We start from the raw sequence: 18612 nt of genomic DNA on the forward strand, positions 1-18612 counted from the left end.
TGCAGCCCCGCAGGGGCTAAGGCATTACCTGGATCTTGCGGCCCATCCCCGCCTGGAAGCGCTTGAGCGCTGACGCGTAGTCGGTGAGCGGGAGTCGGTCGCTGATGAAGACGTTGGGGTCCAGCACGCCGCCGGCGAAGAGTTCGGCTGCGCGTTCGTAGCTGTGGAGCACTGCCATCGAGCCGGTGATGGTGATCTCCTGGTTGTAGATGCGGTAGGGGTCGATGTTCACCCGGGTCGCGTAGTCGGCGACGCCGAACTGGAGGAACGTGCCGCCCTTGCCGACGCGGCCCAGGCCGTCCTGGATGGCCGCGGCGTTGCCGGTCGCGTCGATCACCACGTCCCAGCCGCGCGGCCGCTCGATCGCGTCCGCGCCGGTGGCCGCCGAGCTGACGCCCAGCGCCCGGGCGGTGACCAGGCGCTCCTCGTTGAGGTCCACCATGTCGACGGTGGCGGCCCCGGTGCGTTTGGCGAGTTCCAGCATCATCAGGCCCATCGTCCCGGACCCGTAGATGAGGACGTGGGTGGCGAGGCTGCTGCGCAGGATGTCGTAGCCGCGCACCGCGCAGGACAGCGGCTCGATGAGCGCCGCGTCCTCGGTGCGTACGTGCTCGGGCAGCTTCACGCAGTTCGCGGCCGGCGCGACCGCGTACTCGGCGGCGCCGCCGGGGACGGTCACCCCGATCGCCGCCCACCGCTCGCACAGGTTCGACCGGCCGATCCGGCAGTAGTGGCACTCGTGGCAGTACAGCGAGGGGTCGACGGCGACCCGGTCGCCGACCGCCAGGACGTCCACCGCGGAGCCGACGGCGACGACCTCGCCGGCGAACTCGTGGCCGGGCACGATCGGCAGCGTCGGGGCGAACTCGCCCTGGAGTATGTGCAGGTCGGTGCCGCACAGACCGCACGCGGCGACCCGTACGACCACCTCGGACGCGCCCGGCGCCGGGTCGTCCAGGGTCTCGATCCCGACGACACCGGGATTGCTGATGACGGCTGCTTTCACTTCGAGGCTCCAACCTTCACTTGACGGCTCCCAGCGAGAGGCCCTGGACGAGCTTGTCCTGGGCGGCGAACCCGGCGGCGAGCACCGGCAGGGAGATGCAGACGGCGGCGGCGCACACCTTGGCGAGGAACAGGCCCTGGCTGGTGACGAACGAGGTGAGGAAGACCGGCACGGTGCCGGCCACCACCCCGGTCAGCACCCGCGCGAACAGCAGCTCGTTCCAGGAGAAGATGAACGAGATCAGGGCGGTCGCGGCGATCCCCGGCATCACCACCGGGGCAACGATCCGCACCAGCACGGTCGGCAGGCCGGCCCCGTCGATCGAGGCGGCCTCCATGATCTCCACGGGCACGTCGGACAGGAACGAGCGCATCATCCACACCGCGATCGGCAGGTTCATCGAGGTGTAGAGGATGACCAGCAGCCAGATGTTGTCGAGCAGGTGCGCGTTCTTGGCGATCAGGTAGACCGGCAGCAGGCCGGCCACGGCGGGCAGCATCTTGGTGGACAGGAAGAAGAACATCGCGTCCGACCACTTGCGCACCGGCTTGATCGACAGCGCGTAGGCCGCCGGGACCGACAGCACGAGCACCAGCAGCGTCGCGGCCAGGCTCGCGGTCAGCGAGTTGACCAGCGGCGGCCAGGGGCTGACCCCGGTGCCGGAGCCGAAGAACTCCCGGTAGCCGTGCAGGGTCAGCGGCGCGTCCAGCTTCGGCGGGTTGGTCGCCGCGTCCTGCTCGCTGTGCAGCGAGGTCAGCACCATCCAGGCGAACGGCAGGAAGAACACGATCCCGCCGAGCCAGGCGAGCAGCCCCAGCAGGGTGTTGTTGCGGCGCTCCCTGGGCAGCGAGCCGCGTCCGGCGGTACGGGCCGCGGAACGTTTCGCGGTGCGGCCGAGTGTCGCGGTGGCCATCAGCGGACCTCCTCTTTCAGCAGCGACGAGACGGTCCGCAGCGCGAAGGTCGCCACGATGATCGACAGCACGACCACGATCACGCCCTGCGCGGACGCCTGCCCGTAGTCGTGTGCCTGGTAGAAGGTGGTGTAGACGGTGTACGGCAGGTTGGCGGTGCCCAGGCCGCCGGAGGTGAGGGTGAACACGGCGTCGAAGTTCTGCACCACGTACACCGTGCCCAGCAGCGCGGCCAGTTCGAGGTAGCGGCGCAGGTGCGGGAAGGTCAGATAGCGGAAGATCTGCCAGCTGCCGGCGCCGTCCACCCTGGCCGCCTCGGTGACGTCGGCCGGCTTGCTCTGCAGGCCGGCCAGCAGGATCAGCATCATGAACGGCGTCCACTGCCAGATCAGCGAGGCCTCCACCGCCAGCTTCGGTGACTGTGACAGCCAGTCCGGCTGCGGGGCGTTGTCGCTGCCGAACAGCTTCCACACCCCGGTCAGCGTCCCGTTGATCAGGCCGTACGAGGCGTTGTAGATCGCGTGCTTCCACAGCAGCGCGGAGGCCACCGGCACCACGAGGAACGGGGTGATCAGCATGGTGCGGACCACTCCGCGGCCGATGAACTTCCGGTCCAGCAGCAGCGCCAGGCCGAGCCCGAGCACCAGGCTGACCAGCACCACCGCGACGGTGAGCACCACCGTGGTGGTCATCGAGGAGCGCAGCTGCGGATCGGTGAACTCCTCCTTGTAGTTCCGCAGGCCCGCGAAGCCCTTGTTGCCGGGATCCAGCGCGTTCCAGCGCATGAACGAGATCACCAGGGTGCCCACGAACGGCAGTTGGGTCACCACGATCAGGAACAGCAGGGCGGGCAGCAGCGGCGCCCTGCGCGACCACGCCCCGCGCGGCCGGGAGCGCGGCGGGGAGGGGACCGCGCCCCCGGCCGCCGTATCGGCGGCGGACCGGTGGACGGTGACGGGGGTGGTCATCTCATTGCCCCGCGTACTTGGCCGCGACCTTCTCGGCCAGCGACTGGCTCGCCTTCAGCGCGCTGTCCACGCTGGTCCGGCCGGCGATGGCCGAGCTGAGCTGCTGCGAGACCTGGGTGCCCAGGTCGGTGAACTCCGGTATGCCGACGAACTGGATGCCGGGCGCGGGGCGCGGCTGCACACCCGGGTTCGACGGGTTGGCCGCTTCGAGCGCGGTCAGCGTCGGCTTGGCGAAGGCCGAGGAGGCGGCGACGTAACTGGCGTCGGAGTAGGTCGAGGTGCGCTTGCCGGCCGGCACCCGGGACCAGCCGAGCTGCTTGCCGACCAGGTTCTCGTAGCCCTGGCCGGAGGCCCAGGAGATGAACTTCCAGGCGTCGTCCTGGTGTTTGGACGCCTTCTGCACGCCCCAGGCCCAGGTGTACAGCCACCCCGAACTCTTCGTCTTGTCCACCGGCGCCGGCACGTAGCCGATCTTCCCGGCGACCGGCGAGTCCGAGCCCTCCAGCGAGCCGGCCGCGGAGGTCGCGTCGTACCACATGGCGGTCTTGCCCTGCTCCAGGTCGTTGAGGCACTCGGTGAACCCGGACTGCGGGGCGCCGGGCTCGCCGTGCTTGCGCACCAGGTCGACGTAGAACTTGGTCGCCGCGGTGAACTGCGGGCTGGTGAGCTGCGCGTTCCAGTCCTTGTCGAACCAGGTGCCGCCCATCGTGTTCACCACCGTGGTCAGCGGCGCGATCATCTCGCCCCAACCCGGCTGGCCGCGCAGGCAGATGCCCTTCATGCCGGACTGCGCGCCGTCGGCCTTGGCCGCCAGGTCGGCGACCTGGGTCCAGGTGGGGTTGGCCGGCATCGTGAGGTTCTTCGCGGCGAAGACGTCCTTGCGGTACATCAGGAACGACGACTCGCCGTAGAACGGCTCCGCGTAGATCTGGCCCTGGTACGTCAGCGACTGCTGGATCGCGGGCAGGATGTCGCTCTGCTTGAAGGTCTTGTCGGCGGTGGCGTGCGAGGACAGCGGGGACAGCCAGTTGTTCTTGGCGAAGATCGGCGCCTCGTAGTTGCTGATGGTCGCCACGTCGTACTGGCCGGCCTGGCTGGAGAAGTCCTGGGTGATCTTGTCGCGGACGTCGTCCTCTGGCAGCACCGTGAAGTTGACCTTGATGCCGGTGGACTTGGTGAAGTTGGCCGCGGTGAGCTTCTGCAGGTCCACCATCTGCGGGTTGTTGACCATCAGCACGTTGAGCGAGTGGCCGCCGCCTCCGCCGCTGCCGCCGGCGCCCGAGCAGGCCGCGGCGAGCAGGGCGCCGGACAGGGCCAGGGCCAGCGGGGGCAGCGTCCGGCGGAAGCTTCTCGGCGAGGAATGTGTCATGATACGTCCCTTTCATGACAGGTGGTGAGGGTGAGGGGAAGGGATGAGGGCAATGCGATGCCCGGGAAGGGGGTGCGGGGTGAAGGCGAGAACTGAAGGCGAGAACTGAAGGCGAAAACCGAAGGTGGAAGCGGGAGTTGAACGGGGGAGGCGGTCGGTGGGTGGGGGAGGAGCGGTACGGGAGCCCGCGGGTCAGACCCTGAAGACGCGCGGGCCGAGTAGGGCGTAGCGGTGCGCCTCGGCGCTGGACAGGCCGGTGTCGGTGACGATCGCCTCGAAGTCGGCGACCTCGGCGAAGCGGCAGAAGCTGCTCGCGCCGAACTTGCTGTGGTGGCCCACGAACACCCGCCGGCGGGACACCTGGAGGGCCTTGGCCTTGACGTCGGCGACGACGGGATCGGGAGTGGTCAGGCCCAGTTCGCGGGAGATGCCGTTGGAGCCGATGAACGCCAGGTCGATGACGAAGCCGGCCAGCATGTCGCAGGCCCACGAGCCGACGGTGGCCAGCGTCCGGGCCCGGACCCGGCCGCCGAGCAGCAGCACGGTGGTGTCGGCGGACTCCGCGACCGCCGCCGCGGTGGACAGCGACGCGGTGACCACGGTCAGCGGCCGGTCGCCCGGCAGCATCGAGGCGAGCAGTTGCGGGGTGTAGCCCTCGTCCACGAACACGGTCTCCGCCTCGCCCAGCAGCGTGACCGCCTCGGCGGCGATCCGGCGCTTGTCGGCGAGGTGCAGGGTGACGCGCTGCGCCAGATCGGTCTCGAAGCCGGCGCCCTCGACGGGGTAGGCGCCGCCGTAGGTGCGGCGCACCAGGCCGCGGCGCTCCAGCACCCCCAGATCACGGCGGACGGTCTCCGGCGCGACCCGCAGATCGGCGGCCATCTCGGTGACCTCCACCTGCCCCTGGTGGCGGGCGAGCGCGAGGATGCGGTGCTGCCGTTCTTCCGCCCGCATCGCCCCGCCTCCCTCTGCTGTCGCTCGGCTCTCGCGGGGTCCGCCAGGACCGGGCAGCGGCTGCCCGGTGATGCCCGCAGAAGAGTTATACCGCCGCAGCTGTGCCCGTCCAGGGCCCATAACGAACAACTTTCGGCCCGGTTGTGCCCGAACGCTTTCCGTATTTGCACAGGTCAAAGGCACTCTCCCGGCGGCCGGATGCCGCACTGCATCCATTGGCCCCGCGAGGCCGCCCGGTTCGGACGCTGCCCGATCTTGACGGGGTCCGCTCCCCGGGCTTCTCCAGCGTTCGTGTCCGGCTGTCGGCCGGTGGGGGCTGGTCGCGCAGTTCCCCGCGCCCCTTCGGGGCACGTCCACGCTTGGCCCCGGCTGGGATGCGGCCCGATAGGGGCGCGGGGAACTGCGCGACCAGCCACGACGGCGGTGTGGCGCGGGACAGGCGATAGGGTGGGACGGTGCGAGTTGGGACGGGATCAGCGTGAGCGCGGAATCAGCGATAGGCGGGGAAGCCGTCGCGCTCAGCGACCGGGTACCTGTCGTGGACGTGGCGCGCCTCGTGGGAGAGCTCGTGCCGCCGCCGCGGTTCGACGGGGTGCGGTTCGAGACCTACGTGCCCGACCCCGCCCAGCCCAGCCAGTCCGCCGCCGTCACGGCCCTGCGCGCCTTCGCGCAATCCCTCGGCACCCCCGAAGCGGGAGCGCGAAAGCGATGGTTCCGGCGCGAGCCGGACGCCCCTCCCGGCCCGGCCGGGGTCTACCTGGACGGCGGCTACGGCGTCGGCAAGACCCACCTGCTCGCCTCCCTGTGGCACGCCACCCCCGCCCCTCCCGAGCGGAAGGCGTTCGGCACGTTCGTGGAGCTGACCAACCTCGTCGGCGCCCTCGGCTTCCAGCACGCCGTCCAGGCCCTCCAGGGCCACCGCCTGGTCTGCATCGACGAGTTCGAGCTCGACGACCCCGGCGACACCGTGCTGGTCTCCACCCTGCTCGGCCGGCTCGCCGCCGCGGGCGTCCGGCTGGCCGCCACCTCGAACACCCTCCCGGGCAAGCTCGGCGAGGGCCGCTTCGCCGCCGCCGACTTCATGCGGGAGATCCAGGGCCTGTCGGCCCGTTTCCGCTCGCTGCGGATCGACGGCGACGACTACCGGCACCGCGGCCTGCCCGAGGCCCCGGCCCCGTACACCGACCAGCAGGTGACCGCCGCCGCGGAAAGCAACGGGAGCGCCGCGCTCGACGACTTCGGCGCGCTCACCGCGCACCTGGCCACCGTGCACCCCAGCCGCTACGGCGCGCTCTGCGACGGGATCGGCGCCGTCTTCCTGCGCGGCGTGCAGCCGGTCGCGGACCAGGCCACCGCGCTGCGCCTGGTGGTGCTCGCCGACCGGTTCTACGACCGGGAGATCCCCGTCATGGCCTCGGGCGTCCCGTTCGACCGGCTGTTCACCGACGAGCTGCTGGCCGGCGGCTACCGCAAGAAGTACTTCCGCGCGGTCTCCCGGCTCACCTCCCTCGCCCGGGACGCCGAACGGCTGTCCGGCGCTGGCGGCGCCCGCTGATCCGGAGCACGATCGACGCATGGCCAAGAGCAGCAAGGACGCCAAGAGCGGCAAAGACGGCAAAGACGGCAAGAAGAAGCACAAGCACAAGCACAAGAAGGACGACCTCGGCTCGCTGCTGCGCGTCACCCCCGGCGGGCCGCCGGTCAACCTGCGCGAGTACGACGCCGCGGACACCCCCGGCGGCCCGAGCGGCAAGAAGCAGGCGCAGAAGGAGACCGCCGAGATCCGGCTGCGGCTGGCCGAACTCCAGGAGCGGCTGTTCGCGCAGAGCACGGCCGGCGACCCGCGCCGCCTGCTGCTCGTCCTCCAGGGCATGGACACCTCGGGCAAGGGCGGCACCGTCAAGCACGTGGCGGCCGGCCTGAACCCGACCGGCGTCCGGGTCAGGACGTTCAAGGCGCCCACTCCGGAGGAGCTGAAGCACCCCTTCCTGTGGCGGATCCGGCGCGCCGTGCCGGCCCCCGGCGAGATCGGCGTGTTCGACCGTTCGCACTACGAGGACGTGCTGATCGCCCGGGTCCGCGAGCTGGTGCCGCGCGCCACCTGGAGCCGCCGGTACGGCATGATCAACCGGTTCGAGCAGACGCTCGCCGACGAGGGTGTCACCGTCGTGAAGGTCTTCCTGCACATCAGCTACGCCGAGCAGGGCGAACGGCTGCTGGCCCGGCTGGACAACCCGGCCAAGCACTGGAAGTTCAACCCCGAGGACATCACCGAGCGCGGCGTGTGGCCCGCCTACCAGCGGGCGTACGAGGCCGCGCTCGACCGCTGCTCGACCGAGACGGCGCCCTGGTACGTCGTCCCCGCCGACCGCAAGTGGTACCGGAACTGGGCGATCAGCAGGCTGCTGCTGGAACACCTGGAGCAGATGGACCCGGCCTACCCCAAGGCCGATTTCGACGTCGAGGAGAGCCGGGCCCTGCTGCTCAAGACCTGATCGGCGCGCGCTCAGCCCGAGCAGGCGGTGCGCTGCGCCTCCTGCCACTCGCACACCGGGCACAGCGTGGCGCCCTTGGTGCTCGCGGGGTACTCGGTCGGCTCGCCGCACAGCACGCAGTCGGCGAGCGCTGTTCCGGTGTCCGCCGCGCCGGGAGCGCCGGGGGCGCCCGGCGCGTCGGTGACGGGCATGGGATCGTCGGTCGCGGAAGTCTGCGTCACCCGTTCACCGTAGCCCCTTCGGCCCCCGGGACGGCCGCCCCTTCGGCCCGCAGCACCGCCGCGCCGCGGGCCGGCAGCTGGATCGCCGGCTCCGCCCCCGGCAGCAGTTTGCAGCCCGGCCGGGCGAGCAGCACCTCGCAGGGCACGTCGAGCGGTACCCGGGCCGGCGCGTCGGAGAAGTTCACCACCGTGCGGATCGGGCCGCGGGCCAGCCGCAGCGTCCGGCCGCCGACGGTCGCCGCCACCGTCTCCAGCTGCGGGTCGGACAGGGCGGGCTCGGCGCGCCGCAACGCGATCAGCGCCCGGTACCAGTCGAGCAGTTCGCGGTGCACCGGCTTGTCCGGCTCGGCCCAGTCCAGGCAGGAACGGTCCCGGGTCGCCGGGTCCTGCGGGTCGGGGACGTCCTCCTCGGCCCAGCCGTGCGCGGCGAACTCGCGCCGCCTGCCACGGGTGATGGCCGCGCCCAGCTCGGCGTCGTCGTGGTCGGTGAAGAACTGCCACGGGGTGCCCGCCCCCCACTCCTCGCCCATGAACAGCATCGGGGTGAACGCCGAGGTGAGCACCAGCGCGGCGGCCCCGGCGAGCTGGTCGGGGGCGAGCCGGTCGCCGGTGGCGCGGTTGCCGATCTGGTCGTGGGTCTGCGTGTAGCCGAGCAGCCGGTGCCCGGGCACCAGCGCGCGGTCCAGCGGGCGGCCGTGGTGCCGGCCGCGGAACGAGGACCAGCTGCCGTCGTGGAAGAAGCCGCCGGTGAGCGTCTTGGCGACGGCGGCGGGTCCGGCCGCGGCGAAGTCGGCGTAGTAGCCCTGCGCCTCGCCGGTGACGGCGGTGTGCAGCGCGTGGTGGAAGTCGTCGTTCCACTGCGCGTGCAGGCCGAGGCCGCCGGCCTCGCGCGGGGCGGTGGTGCGCGGGTCGTTGAGGTCGGACTCGCCGATCAGGAACAGCGGCCGGCCGAGCGCGGCGGACAGCCCGTCCACGGCCGTGGACAGCTCCTCCAGGAAGTGCAGCGCGCGGGTGTCGACCAGCGCGTGCACCGCGTCCAGCCGCAGCCCGTCGAGCCGGTAGTCGCGCAGCCAGGCCAGCGCGCTGCCGATCAGGAAGTCGCGGACCTCGTCGGAGCCGGGCGCGTCCAGGTTGACGGCGTCGCCCCACGGCGTGTGGTGCAGGTCGGTGAAGTACGGGCCGAACGGCGGCAGATGGTTGCCGGACGGTCCCAGGTGGTTGTGGACGACGTCCAGCACCACGCCGACGCAGTGCTGGTGGGCGGCATCGACAAATCGTTTCATCGCCTCGGGGCCGCCGTACGGCTCGTGCACCGCCCACAGCGACACGCCCTCGTAGCCCCACCCGTTGGTGCCGGGGAACGGGCAGACCGGCATCAGCTCGATGTGCGTGACGCCCAGCCGGGCCAGGTGCGGCAGCCGCTCGATCGCCGCGTCGAAGGTGCCCTCGGGGGTGAACGTGCCGACGTGCAGCTCGTAGAGCACCGCGCCGGGCAGCGCCCGGCCCGGCCACGGCGCCGTCCAGTCGAAGGCGTCCTGGTCCACGACGGCGCTGCTGCCGTCGGGACCGTCCGGCTGCCGTCGGGACCGCGGATCGGGCAGCGGCGGCCCGCCGTCCAGGCTGTACGCGTACCGCGTGCCGTCCGCGGCCGGCAGCTCCGCCTGCCACCAGCCGGCCCTGGCCGGGTCGTGGCCGAGCCGGTGCGTGCCGTCGTCGATCAGGATCTCCACCCGCTGGGCGTTCGGCGCCCACACCTCGAACAGCACGCACGGCTCCCGTCTCGTAGGTCTGCGCCGGTCACGTCCCCGGGCACATGCATGCCCGGGGACGCGGGCCGGTACATCATCATCGCGGGACGGGTCCGCCGTTCCGGACGAAGTTCACCTCGGACGAGGTGGGCGTCAGACGAAGTTCACCCGTTCCTGGGTGATCGGATACCCCGCTTCCGCGAAACGTGCCGCCATCGGGAAGTTCCCCCGGTCGGTGGCGGCCGCGATCCTGCTGGCGCCCCGGTCGACCAGGTCGTTGGTGCACTCCGCCAGCAGGTCGTACGCGTAGCCGTGGCCGCGCTGCTCGGGGACGACGGCGATGAAGCCGATGCAGGCGCCGCCCGGGTTGTGGCCCGGCACGTGCAGCCCGGCCACCTCGCCCCCCGGGGTGTAGGCCACCCGCCGCCAGTCGGTGGGCGAGTTCAGCCAGCCGAAGAAGCCGATCGCCTCGTCGAGCGCGGCTTCCAGCCCCTTCTCCTCGAGCACCCGGCGGTCGTGCGCGTCGAGCGTGCCGGGCATGATGCGGGCCATCACGGCGCGGAAGGCCGCGTCGTCCGGCTCGGGCCGGTACTCCAGCCGGCCGGTGCGGGCCGGCAGCGGGCAGTCGGCGGCCGTCCAGGTGTAGCGGTAGCGCTCCACCAGCTTGCGCAGCCCCGCCGCCTCGGCCACCTCGGTACGGGCCTGGGCGGCGGCCCGTGCGTCCGGCTGATCCCGCCAGTCGGGCGGCAGCAGCAGGTCGTACTCGGCCCGCAGCGGGGCGGCCCGCAGGATCTCGACGGCCGCGGCTTCCTCGCCTTCGGCGAAGTCGAGGTAGTCCAGAGCCACCGGCTCGGTGTCCTCCGGCTTCCCCCACCAGGCGGCCCGGGCCACGACCCGGCCGTCGCGCTGCGCGATCCACGCCCACTCGGGACGGTATTCGCCGTCCGCGTCGGCGGTGGCGAAGACGTGCCCGAGCAGGGCGCGGCCGACGCCGCTTTCGGGAAGGGAGTTGAAGAGTTCGGACTCGCCCGCGGCGAGCGGGCGAACGGTCAGATCAGACATGTGAATCCTTCGGGAGGTGTTGGCGCGCGCTCCCGTTCGATTCAGGGACGCCCAGCGGGAAGGGGGGAGCGCGGCAAAGTGTTTGCGTTCATCGCTCTCGCCTCCTTCCGACGTCTCCGGGCGTGAGCGCCACCTTAGCGGGCAGCTCAGCGACGGGTCCACCGGGTTTTCCCGTGAAGATGCGCCCGATAGGGGCGCGGGGAACTGCGCGACCAGGCACAGCGGACCGGCAGATGGTGACGGGGGCGCGCCATGTCAGGGGCGCGGGGAACTGCGCGACCAGCCACAGCCGACCGGCAGATGGGTGACGGGGTGCGCCCCCGTGGGGCGCGGCGTACCCCCACCGGCGGAAAGCCGGGGACGAGACCGGGGCACCCCAACGCTGTGGCCGGCCGCTAGGCCGACTGGTGGAGCGGGCGGCCCGCCAGCGTCAGGAACACCTCGCCCACCGCCTCCGACAACGTCGGATGCGGGTGAACGTGCCGCGCCACGTCCATCGCCTCCGCGTCCCACCCGACAATGAGCTGGCTCTCCGCGATCATCTCCGACACGTTCGGCCCCACCAGGTGCACCCCGAGCACCTGGCCCCCGCCCGCCTCGGCGATCACCTTCACGCTGCCCCCCTGCCCGTGCACCATCCCCTTGGCCACCGCCGTCATCGGCATGCTGTTGACCACCACGCCCGCGCCGCCCGCCGCGCGGTCCCGCGCCTGCTGCTCGGTCAGCCCGACCGACGCCGTCTGCGGACTGGAGTACGTCACCCGCGGCACGGCCGCGTAGTCGATCGGCTCCGGCGAGCCGCCCGCCAGCGTCTCCGCGACGAGCAGCCCTTCGGCGAACGAGGCGTGCGCCAGCCCCAGCGACGGCGGCGGCAGCAGATCGCCGACCACGTGGATGCCCGGCACCGCCGTCTCCAGCCGGGACCAGTCCGCGGGCGCCACGTACCCGCGCGCGTCGGGTACGAGCCCGGCCGCCGCCAGGTCGAGCCCGTCGGTCACCGGCACGCGGCCGACCGCGACCAGCAGTCGGGAGACGTCGAGTACGGACTCCGCGCCGCGCGCGTTCCGTACGGTGGCCCGCACGCCGCCGTCGTGCACCTCGCTGCCGGTCAGCATCGCCCCCGTCAGCACCTCGATGCCGCGCTTCTTCAAGCCGCGGGTCAACTGCCGTGACACGTCCGGGTCTTCGAGCGGCAGCAGCCGGTCGGCCGCCTCCACCAGCACCACCCGCGCGCCCATCGACCGGTGCAGCGAGGCGTACTCCACCCCGATCGCGCCACCGCCGAGGACGAGTACGGACTCCGGCAGCCCCGGTGCGAAGAGCGCGTCGTCGCTGGTCACGACGCGGTGCCCGTCAGGCGTGAGCCCGGGCAGCAGCCGCGGCCGGGACCCGGTGGCGAGGACGATCCCGCGCCGCGCGGTGTACGTGGCACCGCCGACCGCGACCGTACGCGGGCCGGTCAGCCGGGCGGTGCCGCGCAGCACCCGTACCCCGGCGTGCGCGAGATGGCCCTCGACGCCCCGGTGGTTGCGGGCCACGATGTCGTCGCGGGTGGCGGTCAGCGCGGACCAGTCGATGCCGTCGACCACCGCCTTGACGCCCCACCGCTCGCGCGCCTCGGTGACGCCGTCCACGAGTTCCGCCGCGTGCAGCATCGCCTTGCTGGGGATGCAGCCGCGGTGCAGGCAGGTGCCGCCGACCAGGTCCCGCTCGGCGAGTACGACGTCGAGGCCGAGGGCGGCGGCGCGCAGCGCGGTGCTGTAGCCGCCGGTGCCGCCGCCGATCACGATGACGTCCGCCGTGAGCGCGTCCGCGGTGTCCGGGGCCGGAGGGGAGCCCGCCTCCTTCGACACCGGCCGTGTCCCGTTCCCCGCCCCACCCTGTACCCCGCTCGTGACCGTCATGACCCCAGTCTCCGGCCGCCCGCTGCCATGAGTCCAAGTCCAATTCGCTCTCGGTACCATGAAGAACGTTTATGGGAGCACCGCTCGTGGAGGGAGTGCGGACGCGCGATGAGCCTGCGCCAGATGGAGTATTTCCTGACCGTGGTCGAGGCGGAGTCCTTCACCAGGGCCGCGGACAGCCTGCACGTCACGCAGCCCGCGCTCTCCCACCAGATCAAGGCGCTGGAGCGGCGGGTCGGCGGTGAGCTGCTCGAACGGCTGCCGCGCGGGATCCGGCTCACCCCGATGGGCCGCGCCTTCCTGCCGCACGCCGAACTCGCCGTGCGCAGCGCCGTACAGGCCGAGCGGGCGGCCAGGGCCGCGGCCGGCGCGGAGGGCGGCGAACTGCACCTGGCCACCGTGCACGCGGTCGCCTTCGGCGTGCTGCCGCCGGTGTTCACCCGCTGGGGGCGCGAACACCCGGGCGTACGGCTGGTGTTGCACGAGTACGCCCGCGGCGAGGACCTGGACGACGCCATGGAGCGCGGGGTCGCCGACCTCGCGATCGGCCACCGGCCGCCGCCCGGGCACAACGGCCCGCTGCGGCGGCTGTTCGAGGAGCAGGTCGTGGTGGTGCTGCCGCAGGGCGACCCGCTGGCCGACCGCGGCGCGGTGCCGCTGGCCGCGCTCGCCGACCGGGAGTGGATCCGCTGCGCGATGGAACCGGTGGTGGAGGGCCGCCCGTTCATCGAACTCGCCTGCGAGCGGGCCGGGTTCACCCCGCGTACCGCCGTGCACACCGAACACACCTCCACCGCCGTCGCGATGGCCGCCGCGGGCGCCGGCATCACCTGCGTGCCGTCCTACGCGGTACCGCCGAACTGCGCGACGGTCAGCGTCGATCCGTCCTGGCACCGTCCGCTCTACGCCTTCGCCCGCGTCCCGCTGACCGGCGCGGCGGCGGCCTTCGTCGACCTGCTGGCGGCGGCCGGGAACGCCGACGCCCCGTAGGGCCGTTGACGGCCGTACGGGGCAAGTGGCGTGCGCCGGTGTTCAGTTCGCGCGGCGCCGCAGTCCCACGGTGACCAGGGCCGCGCCCGCCAGCACCACCACCGCGTCGGCCAGCAGCGCGGTGTGCACGCCGGTGAGGACCGAACCGGTCGCCGTGGCCCGGGTGGTGGCCACCGCGCTCAGGATCGGGATTCCGAGGGTGATGCCGACCTGCTGGGTCATCGAGGTGAGCCCGGTGGCCAGGCCCTGTTCGCCGTCCGGCAGCCCCGAGGTCGCGGTGATCATGTAGCCGACGATCGCCGAGATGTGGCCGAACCCGCCGGCCGACGAGGCCGCGAGCAGCAGCACCAGCGCGCTGCTGCCGCCGCTGCCGAGCCAGAACAGCCCCAGGGTCGCGGCCCCTTGCAGCAGCAGCCCGCAGGCCAGCACCCGACGGGTGCCGAAGCGGCCGATCAGCCGCGGCGCCAGCAGCCCGCCGGCGAAGGCCGCGATGCCGATGCCGCAGAACGCCAGGCCGGTGCGCAGCGGCGAGTAGCCGAGCACCTGCTGCATGTAGAGGGTGAGCAGGAAGATCACCGAGCTCTCCATCGCGAAGGTGATCAGGCCGCCGAAGTTGCCCCAGGTCACGGTCGGCCGGGTGAGCACGCGGACCGGTGCGAGCGGTGCCTGTGCGCGCAGTTCGATCCGCCAGAACGCGGCGAGCAGCACGACCGCGGCGGCCAGCCAGCCGAGCGCCGCCGGGTCCGTCCAGCCGTTCTGGCCCGCGGTGGTGACGCCGTAGACGAGGGTGAGCAGTCCGGCGGTGACGGTCACCGCGCCCGGCAGGTCCAGCTTGGTGCGTACGCCGCGGCTCTCGGGGATGACGGCGGGCGCGGCGATCAGTACGGCGATGGCGACCGGCACGTTCACGAAGAACGCCCAGCGCCAGCTGAGCAGGTCGGTCAGCACCCCGCCGAAGATCGCGCCGATGGTGAAACCGGCCGACAGCAGCGTCCCGTTCAGACCGAGCGCCTTGTCCCGCAGCGGGCCCTCCGGCAGCGAGGTGGTCAGCAGCGACAGCGCCGCCGGCGTGGCGAGCGCCGCCGCCAGGCCCTGGGCGACCCGGGCGGCGATCATCATCGCGGGGCCGTCGGCCAGGCCGCCGGCCAGCGAGCCGGCCGCCAGCAGCGCCATGCCGGCCAGCAGCATCCGGCGCCGCCCGGCGAGGTCGGCCAGCCGGCCGAACAGCAGCGTGAAACCGGCCGAGGGCAGCATCATCGCGGTCGATATCCACTGCAGGTTCGCCAGCGAGAAGCCGAGGCCGCGGCCGATCTCGGGCAGCGCCACGTTCAGGATGGAGAAGTCCACGGCGAGCATGAACTGCGAGCCCAGCAGGAGGACGAGGACCAGCCGCTGGCGCGGGGTGAGCGAGGTCTGCGGGGCCGCCGCGGCGTCCTGCGCGGTGGTGGGGGTGAGGGTGGTCATCTCGGTCACTGTCCGATCGTGAGTACGGCGTTGCCGGCGATCCGCCGGTCATGCAGGTCGTTGAGGGTCTGTGCGGTGTGCCGCCAGTCGGCGAGCCGGCCGATCTCCGGGTGCAGCCGGTTCTCGGCCACCAGCCGCACCAGCGCGGCGAGATCGGCGTCGTACGGCTCGTCGAAGTGCTCGTAGTGGAAGTGCCGGACGGCGGCGGACTCCGGCCCGTCGAAGAACCGGAAGAAGTCCAGTCGAGCGGGCTCGCGGGAGGCCTGGCCGAACCAGATCAGCTGTCCGCGGGGACGCAGCAGGGCCAGGGCGCGGGCGGTGGACGGTCCGCCGACCGATTCCAGTACGACGTGGAACGGGCCGCGCGCGTCGTCCAGGCTGTGCACCACGCGGGCCCCGAACTCGGCCAGCCTGCGCCCCCGTTCAGGTGTCGCGGTGACCGCGGTGACCTGGGCGCCGGCGCCGATCGCCAACTCGGTGAAGTAGTGCCCCACCCCGCCGGACGCGCCGGTGATCAGCACCGGGTGCCCCGACACGCAGCCCGCGGTGCGCAGCAGCCGCAGCGCGGTCAGCCCGGCCAGCGGCAGCGCGGCGGCCCTGATCGCCGAGACGCCCTCGGGCAGCACGGCAAGCCGCCCGGTGTCCACCGCCGCGTACTCCGCCCAGCCGCCCTCCGGGGGATGGCCGACGACCCGCTGCCCGGCCTGCGGGCCGCTGCCGTCGGCGGCGGCCTGGACGACCAGGCCCGCGATGTCCTTGCCGGGGCGCCCTGTTCGTGGCGCGCCCCGCAGCCGGAAGATCTCACCGCGGTTGACGGAGAACGCCTCGACCTTGACCAGTGCCTGGCCCGGCGCGGGCCGCGGCTCGTCGGCCTCGCCGCGTACGACCGGTTCCGCCTCGTCCCCGGTGGGCAGCAGTGCCTTCATCGCCGACTCCTCGATTGCTCGCGGGGCCTGCGCGGCCCCGCTGATGAATCAAGCAAAGCCGCAGGTCAGAGGGCACGTCCAACAGCCTTTAGGAGGGCTCGACAACAAACGGTTGTCGGCGCTGGCAGGGCCCGGGTTAACCTGCGAGTGATCGTCCCGCCCACCCGGGCGGGCAATTGCGGACGACGGACGGGGGCCCGTGGATCTCGACCTGGCGCAGGTGCGCGCCTTCGTCGTCACGGCGGAACGGCTGCACTTCGGGCAGGCCGCCGCCGAGCTCTACCTCTCGCAGCAGGCGCTGTCCAAACGGGTGGCCCGGCTGGAGGAGGCGCTCGGCCGCCGGCTCTTCGAACGCTCCGGCCACGGCGTCGAACTCACCGAGGCCGGACGGCGGTTCCTGGACCCCGCGCGTGACGTGATCAGGGCCGGCGAGGCGGCGGTCGCCGCCGCCCGGCACGAGGAACGGGCCCTGCGCGTCAGCGTCTGGGGCCACATGTTCGCACCGCTGCGCACCATACGGACCGCGGTGCTCCGCGAGCCGGGCCTCGACATCGAACTCAGCCTGCGGCCCGGCTTCCTGGCCGCGCTCGCCGGACTGCGCGCCGACGAGATCGACTTCGCGCTCGGCCGCACCCACGCGCTGGACGAGCCGTGGCCGGCGGCGGTCACCCGGCGGCTGGTGCGGCTGGAACCCGTCAAGGCGGTGATGAGCGCTTCCAGCGAACTGGCCGGGGTGTCGGCGGTGACCCCCGCGGGGCTGCGGGCCGGGCGGCTGTGGTTCCCCGCGCCCCGGGAGAAGGTGGAGTTCCTGGACGCGTTCACCCAACGCTTCGACGTGCCAGCGGAGTTCGGGGGGATCAACCTAGGACTCGACCCGTTCTTCGGGCACTTGCGGGAGCACCCGGGTCTGTTCTCGCTGCTGCCCGGGGATGTGGAGGTGCTCGGGGAGGGCCTGTGCGAGGTACCGGTGGTGGATCCCACGCCTTTGTACGCGTGGCATGTGATCTGGCGGACGGGGGAGCGGCATCCGGTGCTGGCCGACCTGCTGGCGACGTTCGCGGCGACGGCGCGCGAGGAGAACTGGCTCTCGTACGACCCGGCGCGCCAGTGGCTGCCGGAGGCGGATCAGGCGGTGCTCGGTTAGGGACGGGGACGGGTGCGGTACGGGCTGCCGCGGAAGTACAGGCTGTGGTGCGGCCGGGGCCGGTCGCCCCGGGGATACGCGGCGTCCGACCGCGCGTCGGGCGCCGAGCGCCCGGCCAGTTCGCGCAGCCGGCTGATCCCGGCGAGGACGGCGGACCGGTTCGCCGCCCGCTTCATCCACGGCGGCAGCCGGGCGATCATCGACATGGTCGGCCGGGCGGCTGCGCGCTCGCGCAGGCGGGCACCTACGTAGGCTTCCAGCTCGTCGAGGTGCTCCTCGTTGAACGCCCACAGCACGTGGCCCGCGCAGCGGGTCTGCAACCAGAGGGGCTGCCCGAAGAACGGATCCTCGGTGCCCCCCAGCGTCACCCCGACCAGCCCGGCCCCGCGGGCCGCCGGCTCCCACTCGGCGGCTGCGCCGCAGCGGGCACAGGTGAGGCGGCGGGGCTGGAACAGCAGCTCACTGAAGTACGCGGGGGCGGGAAGCCCGGGCGCCGGCACGACGCCCGCCCGCCCCCGGCAGCGCGGACACACGACGAGCACCCGCCCGGCATACCGCGCGAGCCACCCTCCGGTGTCCCGATGCCGCGCGACCCGATGCTCTCCGCTTCTCCCCATGGGCCCCAGCCTCCCGCCTACCGCAGCAGCGGTCACCCCCTTTTCCCGGCCGGCCGGGGAATCCGCCCCGGTGGTCGGTTCCGTTGCTTCCCGGCGTGCGGCGCCGTGCCTGCCGTTTTTCCCACCGCCCCGCCCGTGCGGGTGCGTCCTTGGGTGCGGGTCTTCTGGTGGGTGGGGTCGGTGCCGGTCCGTGGCACCTCCTCGGATTTCCTCCGCGCGGGTTTCGCCGTCGGGCGCGCCCCGGTCTGTCGGAAATCCTGCGGGGGCACCCCGGCCCGTCCCCTCCCAGGTCCGGACGGCGGCTTTAAGACCGCTGGGGGTGATCGGTGGGGGTGCGCGTTTGTTGTCGACTGAAGGCCACCGAGGGCCGTTGACCCCATTTCTCCGCGCTAGGGCAGATCCCTACGCCCAACCGACGAACGGCTGGAAGCCGCCGACCGGGCTCTATCAGTAACCGGCACCCGACAACGAACCCCCCGCCGCCCACCGATCACCCCTCGCGGCCTCAAAGCCGCCACTCGGCCTGGGAGGGGACGGTCCGGGGTGCCCCCGCAGGGCTGTGAACGACATGGGGTTCACCAATTGCGCCCCGGTGCCGTGATCAGCCCGAGGAGGTGCCCCGGACCGGCCCCGACCCCACCCACCACAAGACGTGCACCCAAGGACGCACATGGGGGCACCCCCGGCCGAAGGTTGGGGGAGGGTGGGGCGGTGGGAAAAACGGCAGGCACGGCGCCCAGCCGGAAACGAAAAGGGGTCCGCCCACCGGGGCGGAAAGCCCAGCCGGTGGCAACCGGGAGCGACCCACCACCTCCCCCACCCACGATCCGG

The 18612-nt window shown here is 72.6% G+C and carries 16 protein-coding genes; 4 read left to right on the forward strand and 12 right to left on the reverse strand.

The features are described 5' to 3' along the window. Positions 1 to 16: 16 nt before the first annotated feature. The 5 genes from ACQPW6_RS32660 to ACQPW6_RS32680 all read right to left on the reverse strand — a co-directional run bounded on the left by ACQPW6_RS32660 (position 17) and on the right by ACQPW6_RS32680 (position 5210). The gene (locus ACQPW6_RS32660; protein ID WP_433893316.1) at positions 17 to 1006 is read right to left on the reverse strand and encodes a zinc-dependent alcohol dehydrogenase family protein; all 990 of its coding nucleotides are present in this window, start codon (positions 1004 to 1006) and stop codon (positions 17 to 19) included. Positions 1007 to 1022: 16 nt separating this feature from the next. Further along, positions 1023 to 1919: a carbohydrate ABC transporter permease gene (locus ACQPW6_RS32665; protein ID WP_433893317.1), complete on the reverse strand. Its 897-nt coding sequence runs from the start codon at positions 1917 to 1919 to the stop codon at positions 1023 to 1025. Beyond that, the gene (locus tag ACQPW6_RS32670) at positions 1919 to 2887 is read right to left on the reverse strand and encodes a carbohydrate ABC transporter permease (protein WP_433893318.1); all 969 of its coding nucleotides are present in this window, start codon (positions 2885 to 2887) and stop codon (positions 1919 to 1921) included. The genes ACQPW6_RS32665 and ACQPW6_RS32670 overlap by 1 nt, the downstream gene beginning before the upstream one ends. A 1-nt stretch (position 2888) precedes the next feature. Next, positions 2889 to 4256 carry an ABC transporter substrate-binding protein gene (locus ACQPW6_RS32675; protein WP_433893319.1) on the reverse strand — a complete coding sequence of 456 codons (1368 nt, stop codon included), beginning with the start codon at positions 4254 to 4256 and terminating at the stop codon, positions 2889 to 2891. Between the two features lie 192 nt (positions 4257 to 4448). Beyond that, positions 4449 to 5210 carry a DeoR/GlpR family DNA-binding transcription regulator gene (locus ACQPW6_RS32680; protein ID WP_433893320.1) on the reverse strand — a complete coding sequence of 254 codons (762 nt, stop codon included), beginning with the start codon at positions 5208 to 5210 and terminating at the stop codon, positions 4449 to 4451. Positions 5211 to 5688: 478 nt separating this feature from the next. Here ACQPW6_RS32680 and zapE point away from each other — a divergent pair, with 478 nt between their 5' ends. Then, on the forward strand, positions 5689 to 6765 hold the full coding sequence (gene zapE, locus ACQPW6_RS32685; RefSeq protein WP_433893321.1) for a cell division protein ZapE: 1077 nt from the start codon (positions 5689 to 5691) through the stop codon (positions 6763 to 6765). Positions 6766 to 6784: 19 nt separating this feature from the next. Next, a complete protein-coding gene (locus ACQPW6_RS32690; RefSeq protein ID WP_433893322.1) occupies positions 6785 to 7705 on the forward strand; it encodes a polyphosphate kinase 2 family protein in 921 nt (306 codons plus the stop codon). Between the two features lie 11 nt (positions 7706 to 7716). Here ACQPW6_RS32690 and ACQPW6_RS32695 read toward each other — a convergent pair whose 3' ends face one another. The 4 genes from ACQPW6_RS32695 to lpdA form a co-directional block, all read right to left on the reverse strand. Next, positions 7717 to 7896: a hypothetical protein gene (locus ACQPW6_RS32695; RefSeq protein WP_433894727.1), complete on the reverse strand. Its 180-nt coding sequence runs from the start codon at positions 7894 to 7896 to the stop codon at positions 7717 to 7719. A gap of 26 nt (positions 7897 to 7922) precedes the next feature. Then, entirely contained in the window at positions 7923 to 9692 is a 1770-nt protein-coding gene (treZ, locus tag ACQPW6_RS32700) for a malto-oligosyltrehalose trehalohydrolase (RefSeq protein ID WP_433893323.1), read from the reverse strand. A 135-nt stretch (positions 9693 to 9827) separates the two neighbouring features. Continuing rightward, positions 9828 to 10736 carry a GNAT family N-acetyltransferase gene (locus ACQPW6_RS32705; RefSeq protein ID WP_433893324.1) on the reverse strand — a complete coding sequence of 303 codons (909 nt, stop codon included), beginning with the start codon at positions 10734 to 10736 and terminating at the stop codon, positions 9828 to 9830. Positions 10737 to 11131: 395 nt separating this feature from the next. After that, positions 11132 to 12589, reverse strand: a complete 1458-nt coding sequence (gene lpdA / locus ACQPW6_RS32710) for a dihydrolipoyl dehydrogenase (protein ID WP_433893325.1) — start codon at positions 12587 to 12589, stop codon at positions 11132 to 11134. 159 nt (positions 12590 to 12748) lie between these two features. Between lpdA and ACQPW6_RS32715 the strand changes: the two genes are divergently transcribed. Continuing rightward, a complete protein-coding gene (locus ACQPW6_RS32715) occupies positions 12749 to 13630 on the forward strand; it encodes a LysR family transcriptional regulator (RefSeq protein WP_433893326.1) in 882 nt (293 codons plus the stop codon). Between the two features lie 42 nt (positions 13631 to 13672). Here ACQPW6_RS32715 and ACQPW6_RS32720 read toward each other — a convergent pair whose 3' ends face one another. Further along, positions 13673 to 15094, reverse strand: coding sequence for an MFS transporter (locus tag ACQPW6_RS32720; RefSeq protein ID WP_433893327.1), 1422 nt, complete (start codon positions 15092 to 15094; stop codon positions 13673 to 13675). Positions 15095 to 15099: 5 nt separating this feature from the next. Next, the gene (locus ACQPW6_RS32725) at positions 15100 to 16020 is read right to left on the reverse strand and encodes a zinc-binding dehydrogenase (protein ID WP_433893328.1); all 921 of its coding nucleotides are present in this window, start codon (positions 16018 to 16020) and stop codon (positions 15100 to 15102) included. A 199-nt stretch (positions 16021 to 16219) separates the two neighbouring features. Here ACQPW6_RS32725 and ACQPW6_RS32730 point away from each other — a divergent pair, with 199 nt between their 5' ends. Then, positions 16220 to 17164: a LysR family transcriptional regulator gene (locus ACQPW6_RS32730; protein ID WP_433893329.1), complete on the forward strand. Its 945-nt coding sequence runs from the start codon at positions 16220 to 16222 to the stop codon at positions 17162 to 17164. On the opposite strand, the gene ACQPW6_RS32735 is transcribed toward ACQPW6_RS32730, so the two are convergent. Next, the gene (locus tag ACQPW6_RS32735; RefSeq protein WP_433893330.1) at positions 17161 to 17706 is read right to left on the reverse strand and encodes a hypothetical protein; all 546 of its coding nucleotides are present in this window, start codon (positions 17704 to 17706) and stop codon (positions 17161 to 17163) included. The two genes, ACQPW6_RS32730 and ACQPW6_RS32735, sit on opposite strands and share 4 nt — an antisense overlap. Positions 17707 to 18612: the final 906 nt, after the last annotated feature.

This window comes from Streptomyces sp. CA-111067 (genome assembly GCF_050956065.1).
Taxonomy (GTDB): domain Bacteria; phylum Actinomycetota; class Actinomycetes; order Streptomycetales; family Streptomycetaceae; genus Actinacidiphila.

Excerpts from the sequence above, each read along its gene's own strand:
- ACQPW6_RS32665 (WP_433893317.1), bottom strand. The coding sequence starts at position 1,919 with ATGGCCACCGCGACACTCGGCCGCACCGCGAAACGTTCCGCGGCCCGT.
- ACQPW6_RS32725 (WP_433893328.1), bottom strand. The coding sequence starts at position 16,020 with ATGAAGGCACTGCTGCCCACCGGGGACGAGGCGGAACCGGTCGTACGC.
- ACQPW6_RS32670 (WP_433893318.1), bottom strand. The coding sequence starts at position 2,887 with ATGACCACCCCCGTCACCGTCCACCGGTCCGCCGCCGATACGGCGGCC.
- ACQPW6_RS32695 (WP_433894727.1), bottom strand. The coding sequence starts at position 7,896 with ATGCCCGTCACCGACGCGCCGGGCGCCCCCGGCGCTCCCGGCGCGGCG.
- ACQPW6_RS32705 (WP_433893324.1), bottom strand. The coding sequence starts at position 10,736 with ATGTCTGATCTGACCGTTCGCCCGCTCGCCGCGGGCGAGTCCGAACTC.
- ACQPW6_RS32720 (WP_433893327.1), bottom strand. The coding sequence starts at position 15,094 with ATGACCACCCTCACCCCCACCACCGCGCAGGACGCCGCGGCGGCCCCG.
- ACQPW6_RS32675 (WP_433893319.1), bottom strand. The coding sequence starts at position 4,256 with ATGACACATTCCTCGCCGAGAAGCTTCCGCCGGACGCTGCCCCCGCTG.
- ACQPW6_RS32690 (WP_433893322.1), top strand. The coding sequence starts at position 6,785 with ATGGCCAAGAGCAGCAAGGACGCCAAGAGCGGCAAAGACGGCAAAGAC.
- ACQPW6_RS32715 (WP_433893326.1), top strand. The coding sequence starts at position 12,749 with ATGAGCCTGCGCCAGATGGAGTATTTCCTGACCGTGGTCGAGGCGGAG.
- ACQPW6_RS32680 (WP_433893320.1), bottom strand. The coding sequence starts at position 5,210 with ATGCGGGCGGAAGAACGGCAGCACCGCATCCTCGCGCTCGCCCGCCAC.